Annotated in this window: 17 protein-coding genes; 9 read left to right on the forward strand and 8 right to left on the reverse strand. The window is 72.8% G+C overall.

Going from position 1 to position 18,039, the window contains the following annotated elements; translation table 11 throughout:
- Positions 1–15: 15 nt before the first annotated feature.
- Complete coding sequence (locus ACWDGI_RS16625; RefSeq protein ID WP_450759589.1) at positions 16–1,584, forward strand: alpha-L-arabinofuranosidase B; 1,569 nt, start codon at positions 16–18, stop codon at positions 1,582–1,584.
- Here ACWDGI_RS16625 and ACWDGI_RS16630 read toward each other — a convergent pair.
- From ACWDGI_RS16630 to ACWDGI_RS16640, 3 genes are read right to left on the reverse strand one after another with little or no spacing between them, the layout of a single operon-like run.
- Positions 1,562–2,839, reverse strand: coding sequence for a sensor histidine kinase (locus ACWDGI_RS16630; RefSeq protein WP_450759591.1), 1,278 nt, complete (start codon positions 2,837–2,839; stop codon positions 1,562–1,564). The two genes, ACWDGI_RS16625 and ACWDGI_RS16630, sit on opposite strands and share 23 nt — an antisense overlap.
- 17 nt (positions 2,840–2,856) lie before the next feature.
- Entirely contained in the window at positions 2,857–3,573 is a 717-nt protein-coding gene (locus ACWDGI_RS16635) for an ABC transporter permease (protein ID WP_450759593.1), read from the reverse strand.
- Complete coding sequence (locus ACWDGI_RS16640) at positions 3,573–4,580, reverse strand: ABC transporter ATP-binding protein (RefSeq protein WP_450759595.1); 1,008 nt, start codon at positions 4,578–4,580, stop codon at positions 3,573–3,575. Before ACWDGI_RS16640 ends, ACWDGI_RS16635 begins: the two co-directional genes overlap by 1 nt.
- 363 nt (positions 4,581–4,943) lie before the next feature.
- Between ACWDGI_RS16640 and ACWDGI_RS16645 the strand changes: the two genes are divergently transcribed.
- The 3 genes from ACWDGI_RS16645 (at position 4,944) to ACWDGI_RS16655 (ending at position 8,005) form a co-directional block, all read left to right on the forward strand.
- A complete protein-coding gene (locus tag ACWDGI_RS16645) occupies positions 4,944–5,801 on the forward strand; it encodes a MaoC/PaaZ C-terminal domain-containing protein (RefSeq protein WP_450759597.1) in 858 nt (285 codons plus the stop codon).
- Between the two features lie 81 nt (positions 5,802–5,882).
- Positions 5,883–6,959: a Zn-dependent alcohol dehydrogenase gene (locus ACWDGI_RS16650; RefSeq protein ID WP_450759599.1), complete on the forward strand. Its 1,077-nt coding sequence runs from the start codon at positions 5,883–5,885 to the stop codon at positions 6,957–6,959.
- An 11-nt stretch (positions 6,960–6,970) separates the two neighbouring features.
- The gene (locus tag ACWDGI_RS16655) at positions 6,971–8,005 is read left to right on the forward strand and encodes a 3-oxoacyl-ACP reductase (RefSeq protein WP_450759601.1); all 1,035 of its coding nucleotides are present in this window, start codon (positions 6,971–6,973) and stop codon (positions 8,003–8,005) included.
- A gap of 59 nt (positions 8,006–8,064) precedes the next feature.
- Here the strand turns inward: ACWDGI_RS16655 and ACWDGI_RS16660 are convergent, their stop codons facing one another.
- Positions 8,065–8,217: a hypothetical protein gene (locus ACWDGI_RS16660; RefSeq protein WP_450759603.1), complete on the reverse strand. Its 153-nt coding sequence runs from the start codon at positions 8,215–8,217 to the stop codon at positions 8,065–8,067.
- 117 nt (positions 8,218–8,334) lie between these two features.
- Positions 8,335–9,540, reverse strand: coding sequence for a hypothetical protein (locus tag ACWDGI_RS16665; protein ID WP_450759605.1), 1,206 nt, complete (start codon positions 9,538–9,540; stop codon positions 8,335–8,337).
- A gap of 187 nt (positions 9,541–9,727) precedes the next feature.
- Between ACWDGI_RS16665 and ACWDGI_RS16670 the strand changes: the two genes are divergently transcribed.
- Genes ACWDGI_RS16670 through ACWDGI_RS16680 form a run of 3 tightly spaced genes read left to right on the forward strand, consistent with a single transcriptional unit; the run spans position 9,728 to position 12,570 of the window.
- The gene (locus ACWDGI_RS16670; RefSeq protein WP_450759607.1) at positions 9,728–10,567 is read left to right on the forward strand and encodes a Nif3-like dinuclear metal center hexameric protein; all 840 of its coding nucleotides are present in this window, start codon (positions 9,728–9,730) and stop codon (positions 10,565–10,567) included.
- A complete protein-coding gene (locus ACWDGI_RS16675) occupies positions 10,564–11,307 on the forward strand; it encodes a zinc ribbon domain-containing protein (RefSeq protein WP_450760059.1) in 744 nt (247 codons plus the stop codon). Before ACWDGI_RS16670 ends, ACWDGI_RS16675 begins: the two co-directional genes overlap by 4 nt.
- Positions 11,308–11,319: 12 nt before the next feature.
- Positions 11,320–12,570: a bifunctional RNase H/acid phosphatase gene (locus tag ACWDGI_RS16680; protein WP_450759609.1), complete on the forward strand. Its 1,251-nt coding sequence runs from the start codon at positions 11,320–11,322 to the stop codon at positions 12,568–12,570.
- Here ACWDGI_RS16680 and ACWDGI_RS16685 read toward each other — a convergent pair.
- Positions 12,542–13,189, reverse strand: coding sequence for a bifunctional 4-hydroxy-2-oxoglutarate aldolase/2-dehydro-3-deoxy-phosphogluconate aldolase (locus tag ACWDGI_RS16685; protein ID WP_450759611.1), 648 nt, complete (start codon positions 13,187–13,189; stop codon positions 12,542–12,544). The two genes, ACWDGI_RS16680 and ACWDGI_RS16685, sit on opposite strands and share 29 nt — an antisense overlap.
- 96 nt (positions 13,190–13,285) lie before the next feature.
- Entirely contained in the window at positions 13,286–14,068 is a 783-nt protein-coding gene (gene yaaA / locus ACWDGI_RS16690; protein ID WP_450759613.1) for a peroxide stress protein YaaA, read from the reverse strand.
- Between the two features lie 89 nt (positions 14,069–14,157).
- Between yaaA and ACWDGI_RS16695 the strand changes: the two genes are divergently transcribed.
- Entirely contained in the window at positions 14,158–15,594 is a 1,437-nt protein-coding gene (locus ACWDGI_RS16695) for an RNB domain-containing ribonuclease (RefSeq protein WP_450759615.1), read from the forward strand.
- A 104-nt stretch (positions 15,595–15,698) separates the two neighbouring features.
- Here the strand turns inward: ACWDGI_RS16695 and ACWDGI_RS16700 are convergent, their stop codons facing one another.
- Positions 15,699–17,273, reverse strand: a complete 1,575-nt coding sequence (locus ACWDGI_RS16700; protein ID WP_450759617.1) for an FAD-dependent monooxygenase — start codon at positions 17,271–17,273, stop codon at positions 15,699–15,701.
- Between the two features lie 61 nt (positions 17,274–17,334).
- On the opposite strand from ACWDGI_RS16700, the gene ACWDGI_RS16705 reads away from it, so the two are divergent.
- The gene (locus tag ACWDGI_RS16705) at positions 17,335–18,012 is read left to right on the forward strand and encodes a TetR/AcrR family transcriptional regulator (protein ID WP_450759619.1); all 678 of its coding nucleotides are present in this window, start codon (positions 17,335–17,337) and stop codon (positions 18,010–18,012) included.
- Positions 18,013–18,039 lie beyond the last annotated feature (27 nt).

Consider the following 18,039-nt stretch of genomic DNA (forward strand, 5'->3'; position numbering starts at 1 on the left):
TGCATCGTGTTCTCAGTGTCCCCACGAGTTCTGCGCTCCTGTCCGCCACGGGTCAGGAGAGCCGCGCTCTCCGCGCTCGCGGCCTTCGCCACCGTCGCCGCGCTCGTCGTCGGGGCCGGCGCCCCGCAGGCCGCCGCCGCGGGTTCGCTGCCCTGTGACGTCTACGCCGGCGCCGGCACGCCGTGCGTCGCCGCGCACAGCATGGTCCGGGCGCTGTACTCGTCGTACAGCGGCTCCCTCTACCAGGTGCAGCGCGCCTCCGACAGCGCCACCGCGAACATCGGCCTGCTGGCCGCCGGCGGATACGCCAACGCGGCCGCACAGGACTCCTTCTGCTCCGGCACGACCTGCATCGTCACCAAGATCTACGACCAGTCCAGCAAGCACAACGACCTCACCGTCGAGGGCGCGGGCGGCGCCGGCGCGGCCGACGTCGGAGCCCCGGCGGACGCGCTGCCGGTGACCGTCGGCGGCCACCAGGTCTACGGTCTGGAGATCTCGGCCGGCATGGGCTACCGGGACAACTCCACCTCCGGTGTCGCCACCAACGGCGCCGCCGAGGGGATGTACATGGTCACCTCCGGCACCCATGTCAACGGCAGCTGCTGCTTCGACTACGGCAACGCCGAGACCAACAACAAGGACACCGGCAACGGCCACATGGACGCCATCAACTTCGGCACCGAGTGCTGGTTCGCGCCCTGCTACGGCTCGGGGCCCTGGGTGCAGGCGGACCTGGAGAACGGGCTGTTCCAGTCCAACCTCGGCTACAGCACCAACTCCTCCAACACCGGCACGGGCGCGACACCTTTCGTCACCGCGCTGCTGAAGAACAACGGCCAGGACCATTTCGCACTGAAATGGGGAAACGCGCAATCCGGCGGTCTCACCACCACGTATTCCGGCGGTGAGCCCACCACCAGCGGCTACTCGCCCATGCACCAGGAGGGCGCGATCGTCCTCGGCACCGGCGGCGACAACAGCAACGGCTCCATCGGCTCCTTCTTCGAGGGCGTGATGACCTCCGGCATCCCGACCGACGCCGCCGACAACGCCGTCCAGTCCAACATCGTCTCCGTCGGCTACGGCGGCGCGACCGGCTCCACCGGCACGCTCAGCCCCGGCTCGGAGATCTCCCTGAAGGCCACGACGTCCTGCTGCACCACCGACTACGTCCGCCACCAGGCCAACGCGGCCGTCCTCTCCGCCATCACCGCCGGCAGCTCCGCCCTGGACAAGAACGACGCCACCTGGATCGTCCGCCGGGGACTGGCCGGCAGCTCCTGCGTCTCCTTCGAGTCGCGCAACTACCCGGGCGACTTCCTGCGCCACTACAACTTCAAGCTCCTGCGGCAGCCCATGGACGGCACCGCCACGTTCAGAGCCGACGCCACGTTCTGCCCGGAGACCGGCAAGAGCGGCACGGGCACCTCGTTCGCCTCGTACAACTACCCGACGCGATATCTGCGCCACTACAACTACAACGTCTACATAGCGAGCGACGGCGGTTCCAACGCCTGGGACAGCGCCACCTCGTGGACCGACGACGTGAGCTGGGTCGTCAGCTCACCCTGGGCGCCGTAGGCGCCACCGTCATAGCGGCCAGCAACTCCACCGACTCGGTGGGGAGTTCCGCGGTCACCGTGAAACCGCCGCGTGGCGACGGGCCGGCTTCGAGCGAGCCGCCCGCCGCCGCGAGGCGCTCGGTCAGCCCCTTCAGACCGGTGCCGCCGACGCCCGCACGGCGGGGCTCGGCGGCGCTCCTGCCGGTGCCGTCGTCGCCGACGGTCAGCCGGACCCGCTCGGCGCCGCTGTCGACGGTGATCTCGCAGCGGGTCGCGTCGCTGTGCCGGACCACGTTGGTGACCGCCTCGCGCACCACCCAGCCCAGCAGCGTCTCGGTCTGCGGGGCGAGCGGCGTCCCGGTCTGTCGGACGACCGGTTCGACGCTCGCCGCCGACAGGACCGAGCGGGCCCGGTCGAGTTCCGTGGCCAGGCTGCCCTCGCGGTAGCCGGTGACCGCCTCGCGGATCTCGGTGAGCGCCTGCCGGCCCACCGACTCGATGTCGGAGATCTGGGAGAGGGCCGCGTCCATGTCGCGGGGGGCGAGGCGCCGGGCCGCCTCCGACTTGACGACGATCACCGAGAGGGTGTGGCCGAGCAGGTCGTGCAGATCCCGGGAGAAGCGCAGCCGCTCCTTCTCCACCGCGCGCCGGGCCAGCTCCTCGCGGGCGGCGCGCAGCTCCCGTACCGCCTCGGACAGGGAGAGGATCGCGGCGGTCACCATGGTGGACAGGAAGGTGCCGTAGGCGACGTTGATCGCGTCCCAGCCCGCCCGGAACACGGAGACCGCCGCCGCGAGGGCGGTCAGCGAGAGGCCGATCTGACCGAGCCGCGGGCCGCGCAGGCAGGCCCCGGTGGCGAGGCCGAGCAGCGGGAAGAAGTACAGCCAGCTGCCGCCGTAGCCGAGGGCGAGGCCGCAGGTGAGCAGGCCCATCAGGCCGAGCGCCACCCGTGTCGGGACCGCCTCCCGCTTCTCCTTCACGAAGGAGCGGAACACGACGTAGATGTAGAGGGAGTTGAAGGCGAACAGGCCCAGGCCGCCGATCCAGGGGTTGGGGGTCTTGCCCTGGAGGAGGTTGGAGAAGGAGCCAAGACCCAGCAGCAGCCACGGCAGCAGGGAGAAGCCGGTCGGCGGCGGACCCGGGTTCTCGGGCCACTCGCCCTTGCGGCGCGCCTCCTTCTGCGCGGCCTTGAACTCCGCCATGTCGGTCTTCCACTGAGCCCGCGCCGCCCGCCAGCGGCGTGCCTGGCAGGTGATCCCTCGCATCCAGGACATCTTTCTCGCTCCCCCGGTCACACGGTCCGCCCGGTCCGGCGGTACGCCACCACAGCGTACGAACCGAACGCGAACAGCCAACCCGTCAGGACCGCGATCGCGCCGAGCGCCGGGGTGTGCCCGTCGGCGACGGCGGTGCCGAGTTCGGCGAAGCGGTTGGTCGGGGTGTACGCCGAGACGGCGCGCAGCCAGCCGGGGAACAGGCTGATCGGGAACCACAGGCCGCCGATCACGGCGAGCCCCAGGTTGCAGGCCATGTTCGCCACGCCGGTGGTCTGGGCGGTCAGGCCGTAGCCGTTGGCGAGGCCGAGCAGCGTGAAGGGGATCGAGCCCAGCCACAGCAGCAGCGCGATCCCCGCCCACTGCCAGGCCGCCAGCCGTACGCCGTTGACCAGGCCGCCCGCCAGAAGCACCGCGAGGATCGCGGGCAGTACGGTCACCGACCCGGTCAGCGCCCGGCCGAGGACGACCTGGCGCGGGGTCATCGGCGTCACCCGGAGCTGCCGCAGCCAGCCGATCGCCCGGTCCTCGGCGACCCCGCCGCCGGTGTTGAGGGCGGAGCCGACCGCGCCGTAGGCGGCCATGCCGACCATGGCCTGGGTCCGGTAGCCGCTGTCGTCGCCGCCCAGGTTGGTGAAGAGCAGGTACATCATCACCGGCATCGCGATCCCGCCGATCACGAAGCCGACGTCGCGCAGGGTCCGGCGTACTTCGAGGCGCAGGTAGTCGAGCATCAGACGGTCTCCGTCTCGGCGGCGGTGCGGGTGGGGGAGGTGTCGTTCGGGGCGGCTTCGCGGGGCGGCCGGCCGGGCACCGCGCCGTCTCCGGTTCCCGGGCCGGACGTCAGGGCCAGGAAGGCGTCGTCGAGCGAGGCGGGGGTGACCTCCAGGCCGCGGATCGCGTTTCGGGCGGCCAGCGCGATCACGGTCGCGTCCGAGTCGTCGGTGCGCAGCAGCGCACGGTCGCCGCGCACTTCGAGGGACCGCACGCCGGGCAACCGCGCCAGGCCCTCGGTGCCGCGGCCCGCCAGGTCGAAGGAGACGAGGCTGCCGCCGGCCGCCCGCTTGAGCTGCTCACCGGTGCCGTCCGCGACGATCCGGCCGCGGTCGATGACGAGGATGCGGTCGGCGTGCGCGTCCGCCTCCTCCAGGTAGTGCGTGGAGAACAGGACGGTGTGGCCGCGCCGGGCGTACGCGCGCATCGAGCGCCAGAACGCGTGCCGCGCCTCCACGTCCAGGGCGGCGGTCGGCTCGTCCAGGACGAGCAGCGACGGGTTCCCGGCCAGTGCCACGGCGAACCGCACGCGCTGTGTCTGGCCGCCCGACAGACGGTCCACCCGGCGCCCGGCCAACTCGCCGATACCGGCCAGCTCCAGGGCCTGCGTGACGGGCATCGGCGCCGGATAGCGCCGGGCCACGAAGGTGACCAGCTCGCCGACGGTGACCCGGGGCACCGCCCGTGCCTCCTGGAGCATCGCTCCGACCAGCCCGCTGCGTACCGCCTTCGCCGGCTGCGCGCCGAAGAGTTCGACCGTGCCGGCGTCGGGCGTGTTCAGCCCCAGCAGCAGCGAGATCGTCGTCGACTTGCCCGCGCCGTTGCGGCCGAGCAGCGCGACCGTCTCACCGCGCCCTATCTCCAGGTCCACCCCGTCCACCGCGCGTACCGTCCCGAAGGTCTTGACCGCCCCCGCGAAGGACACGGCCCGCTCTGTCCGGCCTGCCGTCCCACCTGTCCATGTCATGTCTAGGAGGCTACGAGTCCGGCCCGCGGCGCGGCAGATGCGCTTGTACGGACTCGGGCAGGACAAATGTCCTGGCCCGGCCCAGCAGTATCTGACACTGTGTCAGGAGTCTTCACAAGTGTGGAGCGCTCGGCTATACAAGGGGCGCTGGACTGGAACGTGTTCCAGGGAGGGTCCGGCGGATCAGGTCGGCTGCGGGGGACAGCGCTTCTCGGCCGGGCCGAGCGGGGCCGGACGCGCGGGCCGATGCCCGACGCCGACCTGATCCGCCGGACGCCCCCCGGGACCCGCCCCGTGGACGACCTCGGTGCGGCCGACGGTGCGGACGGTCGTGCCGAGGTCTTGAGACACCTCAGGAGCCGTATGCCCATCGACGCAGCCAAGGCCCTCGCCGCCGAACCCCGGTCCGGGGAGATCCGCTGGGAGCGCCGGGACGTCCAGCTCTACCACCTCGGCATCGGCGCGGGCCGCCCCGCCACCGACCCCGACGAACTGCGCTACACCCTGGAGTCCCGGCTGCACGTCCTGCCCAGCTTCGCCACCGTCGCGGGGGCCGGCTCACCCGGAGTGATCAGCGGACTGTCCATGCCCGGCGTCGACGTGGACCTCGCCAAGGTCCTGCACGGCGGCCAGTCGCTCACCGTCCACCGCCCCCTCCCCGTGCGGGGCTCGGCCATCGCCACGGGCCGGATCGCCGCCGTGTACGACAAGGGCAGGGCGGCCGTCCTGGTGATGCGCACCGAGGTCGCCGACGCCGACGGGCCGCTGTGGACCAACGACGCGCAGATCTTCGTACGGGGAGAGGGCGGCTGGGGCGGCGACCGCGGCCCGTCCACTCGGCTCGACCCGCCCGCCGGCGAGCCCGACCGGACCGTCGAGCGGCCGATCCGCGAGGACCAGGCCCTGCTCTACCGCCTCTCCGGCGACTACAACCCGCTGCACGCCGAACCGGAGTTCGCCAAGCTCGCCGGCTTCGACCGGCCCATCCTGCACGGGCTGTGCACCTACGGCATGACGCTCAAGGCGGTCGTGGACACGCTGCTCGGCGGGGACGTGAGCCGGGTGCGGTCGTACGCGACGCGGTTCGCCGGGGTGGTCTACCCGGGGGAGACCCTGCGCATCCGCATGTGGCGGGGCGACGCGCAGGTCCGCGTCGCCGTCAGTGCTGTCGAGCGGGAGGACGCGCCCGTCCTCGCCGACACGATCGTCGAACACTCCTGATCCCGCTCGAGCCCGCTTGATCGTGCTTGAGCCAACTTGATCCACTTTGTTCCGGAACGCAGTCGAGGGGAGAGCCGCACCATGCGCGCAGCCGTACTGCAGGAAACAGGCCAGGAGAAGCTTGAGGTCCTCGACGACGTCGAGGCGGTCGGGTTCGGCCCCGGCAGGGTGCGGATCCGGGTGCGCGCCACCGGGCTGTGCCACTCGGACCTGTCGGCGATGAACGGGGTGCTGCCGCAGCCGGCCCCGTTCGTGCCGGGCCACGAGGGCGCGGGCGAGGTCCTGGAGGTGGGGGAGGGCGTCACCCGGGTCAAGCCCGGCGACCGGGTCGTCGTCTGCTGGCTGCCGGCCTGCGGGGCCTGTCCGGCCTGCAGGCGCGGGCAGACCGAGCTGTGCCTGGCCGGGTTCATGAACGCCGGCACCCCCAACTTCAGGCGCTCCGGCGGTGACGTCTTCGGCTTCGCGGGCACCGGCACCTTCGCCGAGGAGGTCGTGGTCGACGCCGGGTGCGCGGTACCGATCCCGGACGACGTGCCCTTCGACATCGCCGCGCTGATCGGCTGCGGGGTCACCACCGGGCTCGGCGCGGCCCTCAACACGGCCGACGTGGAGGCCGGTTCGTCGGTCGCCGTGATCGGGTGCGGAGGGGTCGGGATCTCGGCGATCCAGGGGGCACGGCTCAAGGGGGCGGCCGAGATCGTCGCCGTCGACCCGGTCGCGTCCCGGCGCGAGGCCGCGATCGGGTTCGGCGCGACCAGGGCGGTCTCGCCCGACGAACTGCCCGGCGCCAAGCAGGAGGTCACCGCCGGCGAGGGCTTCGACTACGTCTTCGAGGTGGTCGGCAGGTCCGCGACCGCCCGCACGGCGTACGAGAACACCCGGCGCGGCGGCACCCTCGTGGTCGTCGGGGCGGGTGCCATGGACGACTTCCTCCAGCTCAACATGTTCGAGCTGTTCTTCGACGAGAAGCGGATCCTGCCGTCGATGTACGGCGGCGGCGACGTGGTCGGCTCCTACGAGCGCACGATCGCCCTGTGGCGGGCCGGCCGCGTCGACCTGGAGGGCCTGATCACCCACCGGTTGCCGCTGGCGGAGATCAACGAGGCCCTGGACCAGATGCGCACCGGCACCGCGCTGCGCACCTGCATAGAGATCTGAGGGGCCGCCGCATGTCGGAGAGGTCAATGCCGGAGGGATCACTGCCGGAGAAGCCACTGCCGGAGAAGCCACTGCCGGAGAAGCCACTGCCGGAGGGATCGCTGCCGGAGAAGCCGCTCGAAGGGCTCAGTGCGATCGTCACCGGCGCCGGCCGGGGGCTCGGCCGGGCCGAGGCGCTCGAACTGGCCCGGCTGGGCGCGGCCGTCGTCGTCAACGACTTCGGGCAGCCGGGCCGGGACGGCTCGGGGACGGCCTCCACCGGCCCCGCCGAACAGGTCGCCGAGGAGATCCGCGCGGCGGGCGGCCGGGCCGTCGCCCACACCGGAGACATCGCGGACTTCGCACAGGCGCGCGACCTTCTCACCCTGGCGACAACCCAGTACGGCAAGCTGGACATCCTCGTCAACAACGCCGGCATCCTGCGCGACCGCATGGTCTTCTCCATGACCGAGGACGAGTGGGACTCGGTGATCCGGGTCCACCTCAAGGGCCACTTCAACACCACCCGCTTCGCGGCCGCGCACTGGCGGGAGCGGTCCAAGGCGGCCGGCGGCGCGAAGGTGTACGGCCGGATCGTCAACACCTCCTCCGAGGCCTTCCTCGCCGGTTCCGCGGGCCAGCCCAACTACGCGGCCGCCAAGGGCGGCATCGTCGGCCTGACCACCTCCACCGCCCTCGCCCTCGCCAAGTACGGCGTGACCGCCAACGTGATCTGCCCGCGCGCCCGCACCCGGATGACCGAGGACGTCTTCGCCGGGTTCGAACAGCCCGCCGAGGGCCTCGACCCGCTCGCCCCCGAGCATGTCGCCCCGCTCGTCGGCTACCTGGCGTCCCCGGCCGCCGAGCGGGTCAACGGCCAGTTGCTGGTCGTGCACGGCGGCATGGTCGCGATCGTCGAACGGCCGCGGGTCCAGGCCCGGTTCGACAGCAAGCAGGACACCTTCAGCTACGACGAACTCGACGCCCTGCTCACCCCGCACTACGCCGACCGGCCGCCGGGGGAGACCTTCGCGGCGGCGGAGGTACTGGGGCTGAAACGGCAGTAGCAGCACAGACGACAGCGGCCCCACCCCCAAGGGCGGAGCCGCTGTCGTACGACGTACCGTCAGGCCGCGGTCTCGGCCGGCTCCGGCTTGCGGTGCCGGCCGCTCGGGGCCGATTCGCCGTCCTGGGCCGAGACCGGACCACGGTGCTTGCCGTGGCTGTCGGACTCCTGCAGGTCGGCGGACAGGTGCTGAGACGTGCTGGTGTCGCTCATCGGAAGAATTCACCCCGTCAACATGATCTTTCTTACAGCGCGGCGAGTTTAACCAACCCACCACGGGGCGAATCCAGGCGGGCACGCCGACCGGTGCTACTTCGTTACAAGCCGTCTCTACTTCGTTACGAGCCGCCCCAGCGGAGCCTGTTGCAGGGGCACCGGCCGGGCCACGACAGGCTCCGGAGGATCCGTTTCCGCCGGCTGCCCGGGCGTACCCGACGCCCCGGCAGCCGTGCCGTCCCGAACCGGATCCCCCGGGCCCGCGTCCCCCAGCCCCCCGTGCTCCCCCGAGCCCCCCCAGGGCACCGCGACCTCCGCCACGCCGCACGGGACCTCCCCCGTGGCGTACGGCAGCCGCAGCACCCCGTCCTGCGTCCACAGCCCGGCGCCCGCCAACCACCCCTCCGGCGCCGGGAGATGGCACACCCCGCGAGCCCTCGGCCGCCAGGCGCCGACCCAGCTGCCCAGCGGACCGTCGATGTGCAGCGCCACCCCGCAGCTCTCCGGCATCAGCACCAGCCCCGGCTGGATCGCGAACGGCGTCACCGTGCACTCCGCCGGCCGCAGGCTCTCCGGAAAGCGCACCGGCAGCGTGCTGCCGAGGACACCCCAGCCCAATCGTTCCTGCCCGGGGGAGGGCGCGTCCGAGCCGACCAGGATCAGCCCGCTGTCCGGGTCGGCGACCAGCAGCCGGTCGTCGCTGTCCGCCGCGATCTGCAGCAGCGGCGACACCTCGCCGCCCCGCTCCAGATCGACGACGACCGCCTTGGTCCGCCCGCCCAGCTCCCGGTCCAGGGCCAGCATCCGCCCGCCGCGGTCCAGCCAGACCCCGCCCGAACAGCGCCCCGGAACCACCGCGAGCCGCTCCGGCCCGAAGGCCCCGCCCGCCACCAGCCACACGGTGGAGGAGCGTTCCCCCACGGCCAGCGCATACGCGTCACGGCCGCCCGGCGCGGACGGCAGCAGCCGTAGCGACGTCCCCGCGTCCGGGCACTCCACCGCGCCCAGCGGCAGCTCACCGGTGCCGGGCCCGGTCGGATAGAGCAGGGCGAAGTGGTGCCGGTCGTCCACCAGGCGGTGGATGAGCACCCGCCCGTCGCCCATCGGCTGCACCTCCGTGCCCGGCTCCTCGGGCTGGTTGCCGGGCAGCGGTACGGCGTACGGCTCGGGGCCGTCCAGCGTCCACCGCTCCGGGTACCAGGAACCTTCCTGCTGGACCAGCCGGGCCGCGTACGCCCCGTCCGCCGTGATGGTGCAGCCCGCTCTCGGCGCGCTGTCGTCCTCGTCCGCAGCCGAGGGTTCGATCGCACAGACCGTCATCGCTCGGTCACCTCCGGCCACGAAGCTAGTTTTCGCACGCACAGACGGGGGAGCGGCGGCCGACGGCTTCACACATACGGGTGCACACTCGACGATTCGCCTGAGGAAACGGGGACGGGTGTGCTGGGCGTCGCCTCCCGTGGGCGAGCAGGTACGGCCCCGGGGAACAGGCAGGTAGCCTTTCCCCGTGCCCCGTCTGTCAGAAGTCATCGCCGCGCTGGAGAACCTGTGGCCCGCCGAGCGGGCCGAGTCCTGGGACGCGGTCGGCACCGTCGTGGGCGACCCCGACCAGGAGATCACCCGGGTCCTGTTCGCCGTGGACCCGGTGCGTGACATCGTCGACGAGGCGGTGAAGCTGGGCGCCGACCTGCTGGTCACCCACCACCCCCTCTACCTGCGCGGGACGACCACGGTCGCGGCGAGCCACTTCAAGGGCCGCGTGGTGCACACCCTCATCAAGAACGACATCGCGCTGCACGTCGCCCACACCAACGCCGACACCGCCGACCCGGGCGTCTCCGACGCGCTCGCGGGCGCCCTGGACCTGCGGGTGGTACGCCCCCTCGTCCCGGACCCCACCGACCCGGAGGGCCGCCGGGGCCTGGGCCGCGTCTGCGAACTGGACCACCCGGTCACCGTCGGCGAACTCGCGCGCCGGGCGGCCGAGCGCCTCCCCGCCACCGCGCAGGGCATCCGCGTCGCCGGCGACCCCGACGCCCTCGTCCGTACGGTCGCCGTCAGCGGCGGCAGCGGCGACAGCCTCTTCGACGTCGTACGCGCCGCCGGGGTGGACGCCTTCCTGACCGCGGACCTGCGCCACCACCCGGCCTCCGAAGCCGTAGCCCACAGCCCCCTCGCGCTGCTCGACGCGGCGCACTGGGCCACCGAATGGCCCTGGTGCGAGCTGGCCGCAGCCCAGCTCGACGAGATCTCCGACCGCCACGGCTGGGACCTCCGGGTGCACGTCTCCAAGACGGTCACCGATCCCTGGACCAGCCACACCCCCTCCCTTGGAGCCCCCAACTGAACGCCGCGCCCGCCGACCAGATCCGACTCCTCGACGTCCAGGCCCTGGACGTCCGCCTCCAGCAGCTGGCGCACAAGCGGAAGTCGCTGCCCGAACACGCCGAGATCGACTCGCTGACGAAGGACCTCACCCAGCTGCGCGACCTGCTGGTGGCCGCGCAGACCGAGGAGAGCGACACCGCCCGCGAGCAGACCAAGGCCGAGCAGGACGTGGACCAGGTGCGCCAGCGCGCCGCCCGCGACCAGCAGCGCCTGGACTCCGGCGCGGTCACCTCCCCGAAGGACCTGGAGAACCTCCAGAAGGAGATCGTCTCCCTCGCCAAGCGCCAGGGTGACCTGGAGGACGTCGTCCTGGAGGTCATGGAGCGCCGCGAGTCCGCCCAGGAGCGGGTCGCCGAACTGACCGAGCGGACCGGCGCCGTCCAGGGCCGCATCGACGAGGCCACCGCCCGCCGCAACGCCGCGTCCGGAGAACTCGACGCCGAGGCGGCCACGGTCACCAAGGAGCGCGAGGTCATCGCGGGCGTGATCCCGGCGGACCTGCTGAAGCTCTACGACAAGCTGCGCGAGCAGCAGGGCGGCATCGGCGCGGCCAAGCTGTACGCCCGCAGCTGCCAGGGCTGCCGCCAGGAGCTTGCCATCACCGAGCTGAACGAGATCCGCTCGGCCGCGCCCGACACGGTGGTGCGCTGCGAGAACTGCCGCCGCATCCTGGTCCGCACGGCCGAGTCCGGCCTGTAGTAAGGGGCTTACGTGGCAAGGGAGTTCATCGTCGAGGCGGACGGCGGCTCGCGGGGCAACCCGGGGCCGGCCGGTTACGGCGCGGTGGTCATCGACGCGGCGACCGGCGAGACGCTGGCGGAGGCGGCCGAGTACCTCGGCGTCGTCACCAACAACGTCGCCGAGTACCGGGGGCTGTTGGCGGGGCTGCGCGCGGCCCGGGAACTCGACCCTTCCGCGACCGTCCACGTCCGCATGGACTCCAAGCTGGTGGTCGAGCAGATGTCCGGCCGCTGGAAGATCAAGCACCCCGACATGAAGCCCCTGGCGACGGAGGCGGGCCGGGTGTTCCCGGCGGACCGGGTGACCTACGAGTGGATCCCGAGAGCCGAGAACAAGCACGCCGACCGCCTGGCGAACGAGGCGATGGACGCGGGCAAGCGGGGCGAGCAGTGGTCGGCCGCGGGGTCCACGGCGGAGCTTGACGTTCGATCCGCGGCGACTGCGGCGCCCCGCAAGGGGCGCGGGGAACTGCGCGACCAGCCCCCACTCACCGCCACTGTGACGACTGCCGACGCACCCGCCCCCGACACCCGCGCCGCACGCAATGTCGCGACGGCACCTCAGCCGACCTCCGGCTGGGCGTCGCCGGACATGGGCGCCCCGGCCACCTTCGTCCTCCTCCGCCACGGCGAGACCCCCCTCACCCCCCAGAAACGCTTCTCCGGCAGCGGCGGCACCGACCCCGCCCTCTCCGACGCCGGCCAGGAGCAGGCGCGGCGCGCCGCCGACGCCCTCGCCCGGCGCGGCACGATCGAGGTGATCCTCGCCTCCCCGCTCACCCGCACCCGGCAGACCGCCGCAGCCGTCGCCGAGCGTCTCGGCCTCGACGTCACGATCGAGGAGGGGCTCAAGGAGACGGACTTCGGCACCTGGGAGGGCCTCACCTTCGGCGAGGTCCGCGAGCGCTACCCGGACGACCTGAACGCCTGGCTCGCCGACCCGGAGGCCCACCCCACCGGCGGCGGCGAGAGCTTCGCCGAGACGGCGACCCGCATCGCGGCCACCCGGGACAAGCTGGTCGCGGCCTACGCGGGCCGCACGGTCCTGCTGGTCACCCACGTCACGCCGATCAAGACGTTCGTGCGGCTCGCCCTCGGTGCCCCGGCCAAGTCCCTGTTCCGCATGGAACTGTCGGCGGCCTCGCTGTCGGCGGTGGCGTACTACGCGGACGGCAACGCGAGCGTGCGGCTCTTCAACGACACGTCCCACCTGCGTCCCTGAGGCCCGCCGCGGCCCGCGCCAGCGACTCGACGCGGGTCCAGTCCCGGGCGGCCACGGCGTCCGCCGGGAGCATCCAAGTGCCGCCCACGCAGCCGACGTTGGGCAGGGCGAGGTATTCCGGGGCGTTCTCCGCGCCGATCCCTCCGGTCGGGCAGAAGCGGGCCTGTGGGAGCGGACCGGCGAGGGACTTCAGGTAGGCCGTGCCGCCGGCGGCCTGCGCCGGGAAGAACTTCATCTCCCGCACGCCGCGCTCGAGCAGCGTCACCACCTCCGAGGCGGTCGACACACCCGGCAGGAACGGCACCCCGGACGCGGCCATCGCCCCCAGCAGCCCGTCCGTCCACCCCGGGCTCACGAGAAAGCGTGCCCCGGCCGCCACACACTCCGTGACCTGGGCGGGCGTCAGCACGGTCCCCGCCCCGACCACCGCGTCCGGCACCGCGGCGGCGATCGCCCGGATCGCGTCCAGCGCCGCCGGGGTCCGCAGGGTCACCTCGATCGCGGGCAGCCCCCCGGCGACCAGCGCCCGCGCGAGCGGTACGGCATCGCCGGCGTCCTCGATCACGACGACGGGGACGACGGGGGCGAGGTCCAGCACGGAGGTGGGCATGGCCGACATCCTGCCGGGGCGATGCGCACCGCGCAAAGTCCGTTGCGCATGCTGCAATAGATGATGGTGTGGTGATGTGATGATGTGGTGGTGTGGGGGTGTCTCCTAGTGGATTTCGTCCACCAGCATATCCAGCGCCCAGGCCTGCCCCGCTTTCCCCGGCGCCGCGGCCTCCACCTCGTACCCCAGGTCCCGCAACGCCTCCACCAGCTCACCCGGACCGCGCGGCGCGATCCCGGCGGTCAGCAGACTCCGTACGATCCGCCCCTTCGTCGCCTTGTTGAAGTGGCTCACCACCTTCCGCGTCGGCGCGTGCAGCACCCGCACGGTCGCCGTCCGCGAGGCCAGCTCCCCCTTCGGCTTCCACGCCGCCGCGTACGCCGCCGACCGCAGGTCCAGCACCAGCCCCGTCCCGGCCGCCTCCGGCAGCGCCTCGGCCATCGGCTTCCGCCAGTGCGCCCCCAGCGCCCCGAGCCCCGGCAGCCTCACCCCCATCGAGCAGCGGTAGGAGGGGATCCGGTCCGTCACCCGGACCGCGCCCCACAGCCCCGAGAACACCAGCAGCGACCGCGCCGCCCGCCGCTTCGCCGCCGTGTCCAGGGAGGCCAGGCCGAGGGCGTCGTACAGCACCCCCGTGTAGATCTCCCCGGCCGGCCGTGCGCCCGCCGTCCGCAGCTCCACGTTCTTGGCGACCTCGCCGCGCAGTCCCTCGCTCAGTCCGAGGACCTCGCGCGCCTTCTCCTCGTCACCGGCGCACAGGTCGACCAGTTCGGCGAGCACGGCCTCGCGGGCGTCCGCGAGCCCCGGCAGGGACAGCGACCGGGGCTCCAGCGGGGCACCACGGCCCGAGGACGCCTTGCCCTCCGAGGGCGGCAGCAGGACCAGCACACGTACTCCTCTTCACCATCAGCTTCTTCGTTTGACGCTTCGCGCCAGCGTAGAGCGCCGGACCGGCACGATGTGACTACGCTCGTCGTATGCCCAGCCGCCACATACGCGTCGAGGGTGCCCCCGAGGCGCCCCTGCGGGCCGCGCTCGCCGTGCTCCGGGACGGCCTCGGCATCCCGGACGGCTTCCGGCCTGAGGTGCTCGCGGAGGCCGAGAGCGCCGCCAGGTACCCGGCCGTGCCCGCCCACGACGCGACCGACATCCCCTTCCTCACGATCGACCCGCCCACCGCCCAGGACCTCGACCAGGCGATGCACCTCTCCCGGCGCCGCGGCGGCTACCGCGTCCGGTACGCCATCGCCGACGTCGCCGCCTTCGTCGTACCCGGCGGCGACCTGGACTCCGAGGCACACCACCGGGTGAACACGCTCTACTTCCCGGACGAGCGGGTCCCGCTGCACCCCGCCGTAATCAGCGAGGGCGCGGCCAGCCTGCTCCCCGGCCAGGCCTGCCCGGCCGTCCTGTGGACCATCGACCTGGACGGGGAGGGACGGACCCTGACCGCCGACGTCCGCCGCTCCCTCGTCCGCAGCCGGGCCAAGCTGGACTACGCGGGCGTGCAGCAGCACCTCGACGAGGGGACCGCCGAGGAGCCCCTCGCCCTGCTCAAGGAGATCGGCGAGGCGCGCGAACGCCTCGAGGTGGAGCGCGGCGGCATCTCGCTCAACGTGCCCGAGCAGGAGATCGTCGAGTACGACCACACCTACCGGCTCAGCTACCGCGCCCCGCTCCCCGCCGAGTCCTGGAACGCCCAGATCTCCCTGCTCACCGGCATGGCCGCCGCCGATCTGATGCTGGCCCACGGCACCGGCGTCCTGCGCACCCTGCCCACCGCCCCCGACGGCGCCGTCGCGCGGCTGCGGCGCACCGCCACCGCCCTGCACATCGACTGGCCGCACCATGTCTCGTACGCCGCGCTGATCCGCTCCCTGAACCCGCGCCGCCCACGCCACGCGGCCTTCCTCCAGGAGTGCACCACGCTGCTGCGCGGGGCCGGCTACACGGTCTTCCGGGACGGCGTCCTGCCCGCGGCCAGCACCCACGCGGCCGTCGCCGCCCCCTACGCGCACTGCACCGCGCCGCTGCGCCGCCTGGCCGACCGCTACGCCTCGGAGCTGTGCCTGGCGGCGGCGGCAGGCGAGGCCCCGCCCGACTGGGTGCTGATGGCGCTCGACCTGCTCCCCAAGGAGATGGCCGAGGGTGCGCGACGCGCGGGCACGGTGGAGCGGGAGTGCGTCGACATCGTCGAGGCGGCCCTGCTCAAGGACCGGGTCGGGGAGGTCTTCGACGGCTGCGTGGTGGAGGTCGAGCCGCGTCAGCCGAACGTGGGGAAGGTGCTGTTGCAGCAGCCCGCCGTCATAGGCCGGATCGAGGCCGGCGCGCCTCTTCCGCTGGGCGAGCGGTTGCCGGTGCGGCTGACCCAGGCCGATCCGGGGACGACGAAGGTGCGGTTCGCGCCCGCGTGAGCCGCCGTGCCGTCGTGAGCTGCCGTACGAGACCGGTGGCGTCGTCGGCGTGGAACCGCACGACGCTCACCTCGCGGCGGCGGCCCAGCAGGGTCAGGCGCGGCTCAGGCGGTGACGAACCAGCGGACCAAGGTGTCGTCGAGGCCGTCTCCCTGATCGTTCCCGTCCGCCCCGTCCGCGGCCCAGGCCACGAACCCGTCGGGCCGCACGAGGAGGCCGGTCAGCTCCGGCCGCCCCGGGCAGACCGCGGTGACGACGTCCACCCGGTCGCCGTACCCCCCCGCCCGGGCGCGCAGCTTCGGGTCGTCGGCGAGGTCGAAGAGGACCGCCCGGCCGTCGTGCAGCCGGTCGCCGAGCCGGGTGCCGTCGGAGAACTCCAGGTCAGGGGCGCTCTGCCCGGTCAGCGGGTGCTCGCCGGGCAGGTCGTACCGCTGCCAGACACCGGAGATCTGCTTGACGAGGTACGTCGTCCCGTCCCGTGTCAGCGCGAGATCGGTGACCACCCGGCGCAGGGCGCGGGCGTGCCGGTCGGGCCGCATGACGGCGATCTGGGCGCGGGTCCAGTCCAGCACCCAGGCACCGACCGGATGCCGTTCGCCGGTGTAGCTGTCGAGCAGGGACTCCGGGGCCCGCCCTCGCGCCACGGCGGCGAGCTTCCAGCCGAGGTTCATGGCGTCGCCGAGCCCGAGGTTGAGCCCCTGTCCGCCGAACGGCGAGTGCACGTGCGCCGCGTCCCCCGCGAGCAGCACCCGGCCCTTGCGGTAGGTGCTCGCCTGCCGGGCGTTGTCGGTGAACCGCGTCGAGGAGTGCACCTCGTGGATGGTCACCTCGGGCACCCCCGACACCCGGCGCAGGGCGGCCTGGAGCTCCTCGCCGGTGATGGGCGCGGAGCGGTCCGCGGGCGGCCCGTCGAACTCGACGGTGAGGATCCGGCCGGGGAACGGCCCGTTGACGTACGTCCCGACGTCCGTGGTGTTCCACCCCTTCCCCAGCCGCTCACCGCCGCTCATCTCGACGACCGCCTGATACCCGGTGATCTCCGGCTCGCTCCCGGGGAAGTCGATCCCGGCGCGCTTGCGGACGGTGCTCCGCCCGCCGTCGCACCCGACGAGCCAGCCGGCCCGGACGTCTTCGCTTCCGAGGTGTACGACCACGCCGCCGTCATCGGCGTCGAAGCCGGTCAGCTCCACGCCCCGGCGGACCTCGACGCCGAGCCGCTCGGCGCGGGCCGCCAGGATCCGCTCCAGTTCGGCCTGCGGAACACCGAGGCCGACCCGGTCGGCGGGGCCGATGTCGGCGAACGCCGGGTCGGAACCGTCGAACAGGTCACCGCGCATCATGATCCCGGCGAAGTGCCCGGCGAACTTCGGGGGAGTGCGGGGCGCGTCGGCACCACGGTCCCCGAGGAAGGCCTGCAACCGCCAGCGGTTCTTCTCCCAGGCCTCCGCGAGCTCGGGCAGCATGCCCCGCCGGTAGAGGGCCACCGCGCCGGCCGTGTTGATGCCGCCCGCCTTGATGGTCACGTCCACCTCGGCCAGCCGCTCCACGACCAGCACCCGCGCCCCACCGAGCCGCAGCTCCCCGGCGAGAAAGAGGCCGACGGGACCGCCGCCGGCCACCACCACGTCGTATTCGTTCAGTTCATCCATGTTCTTGCGTTCTGTCGTCGTCGCAGTCATGGCTTCACTGTAGTCACTAAAACTTTCGAGCGGCTACATTTTTCTCGGCTACAATTTCCCTGTGATCGATGAGAACAGGCCAGGGGAGTCCCTGCGGGAGCGCAAGAAGCGGCAGACGCGGCAGCGGATCTCGAACGTCGCCACGGTGATGTTCCGGGAACACGGCTTCGACCAGGTGACCGTCGCCGAGGTCGCGCGGGCGGCGGGCGTCTCGGCGATGACCGTCTTCAACTACTTCCCGCGCAAGGAGGACCTGTTCCTCGACCGCATCCCGGAGGCCGTCCAGGCCTTCTCCGGGGCGGTACGGGACCGCACCCCCGGCGAACCCCCGCTCACGGCCCTGCGCCACCTGGCCTTCCGCTTCATCGACGCGGGGCACCCGCTGGGCGGCGTGGGGGAGGGCTTCGAGGGCTTCTGGCCGGTCGTGGCCGCCTCGCCGGCGCTGCTGGCGCGCGCCCGCGAGGGGGCCGAGGAGGTGGAGCGGGCGCTGGCCGGAGCGCTCGCCGAGGCCGGACAGGCCGACCCGGAGCTGCTGGCGGCCGTGACCGTCGCCGCGTACCGCTCGGTCTGCGTCACCTCCGTGCGGCGCCAGCTGGCGGGCGAGCCGTTCCCGGAGATCGCCCGGGACCACCGGGAGCGGATGGGGGCGGCGTTCGACGCGCTGGAGCGGATGGAGCGGATGGAGCGGATGGAGCGGACGGAGCGGACGCAGCGGACGGGGCATGAAACCGGCACCTGAGCGCGTTGCAGCTGTGAGGTCTAGGGG

It is taken from the genome of Streptomyces sp. NPDC001220 (genome assembly GCF_053597895.1).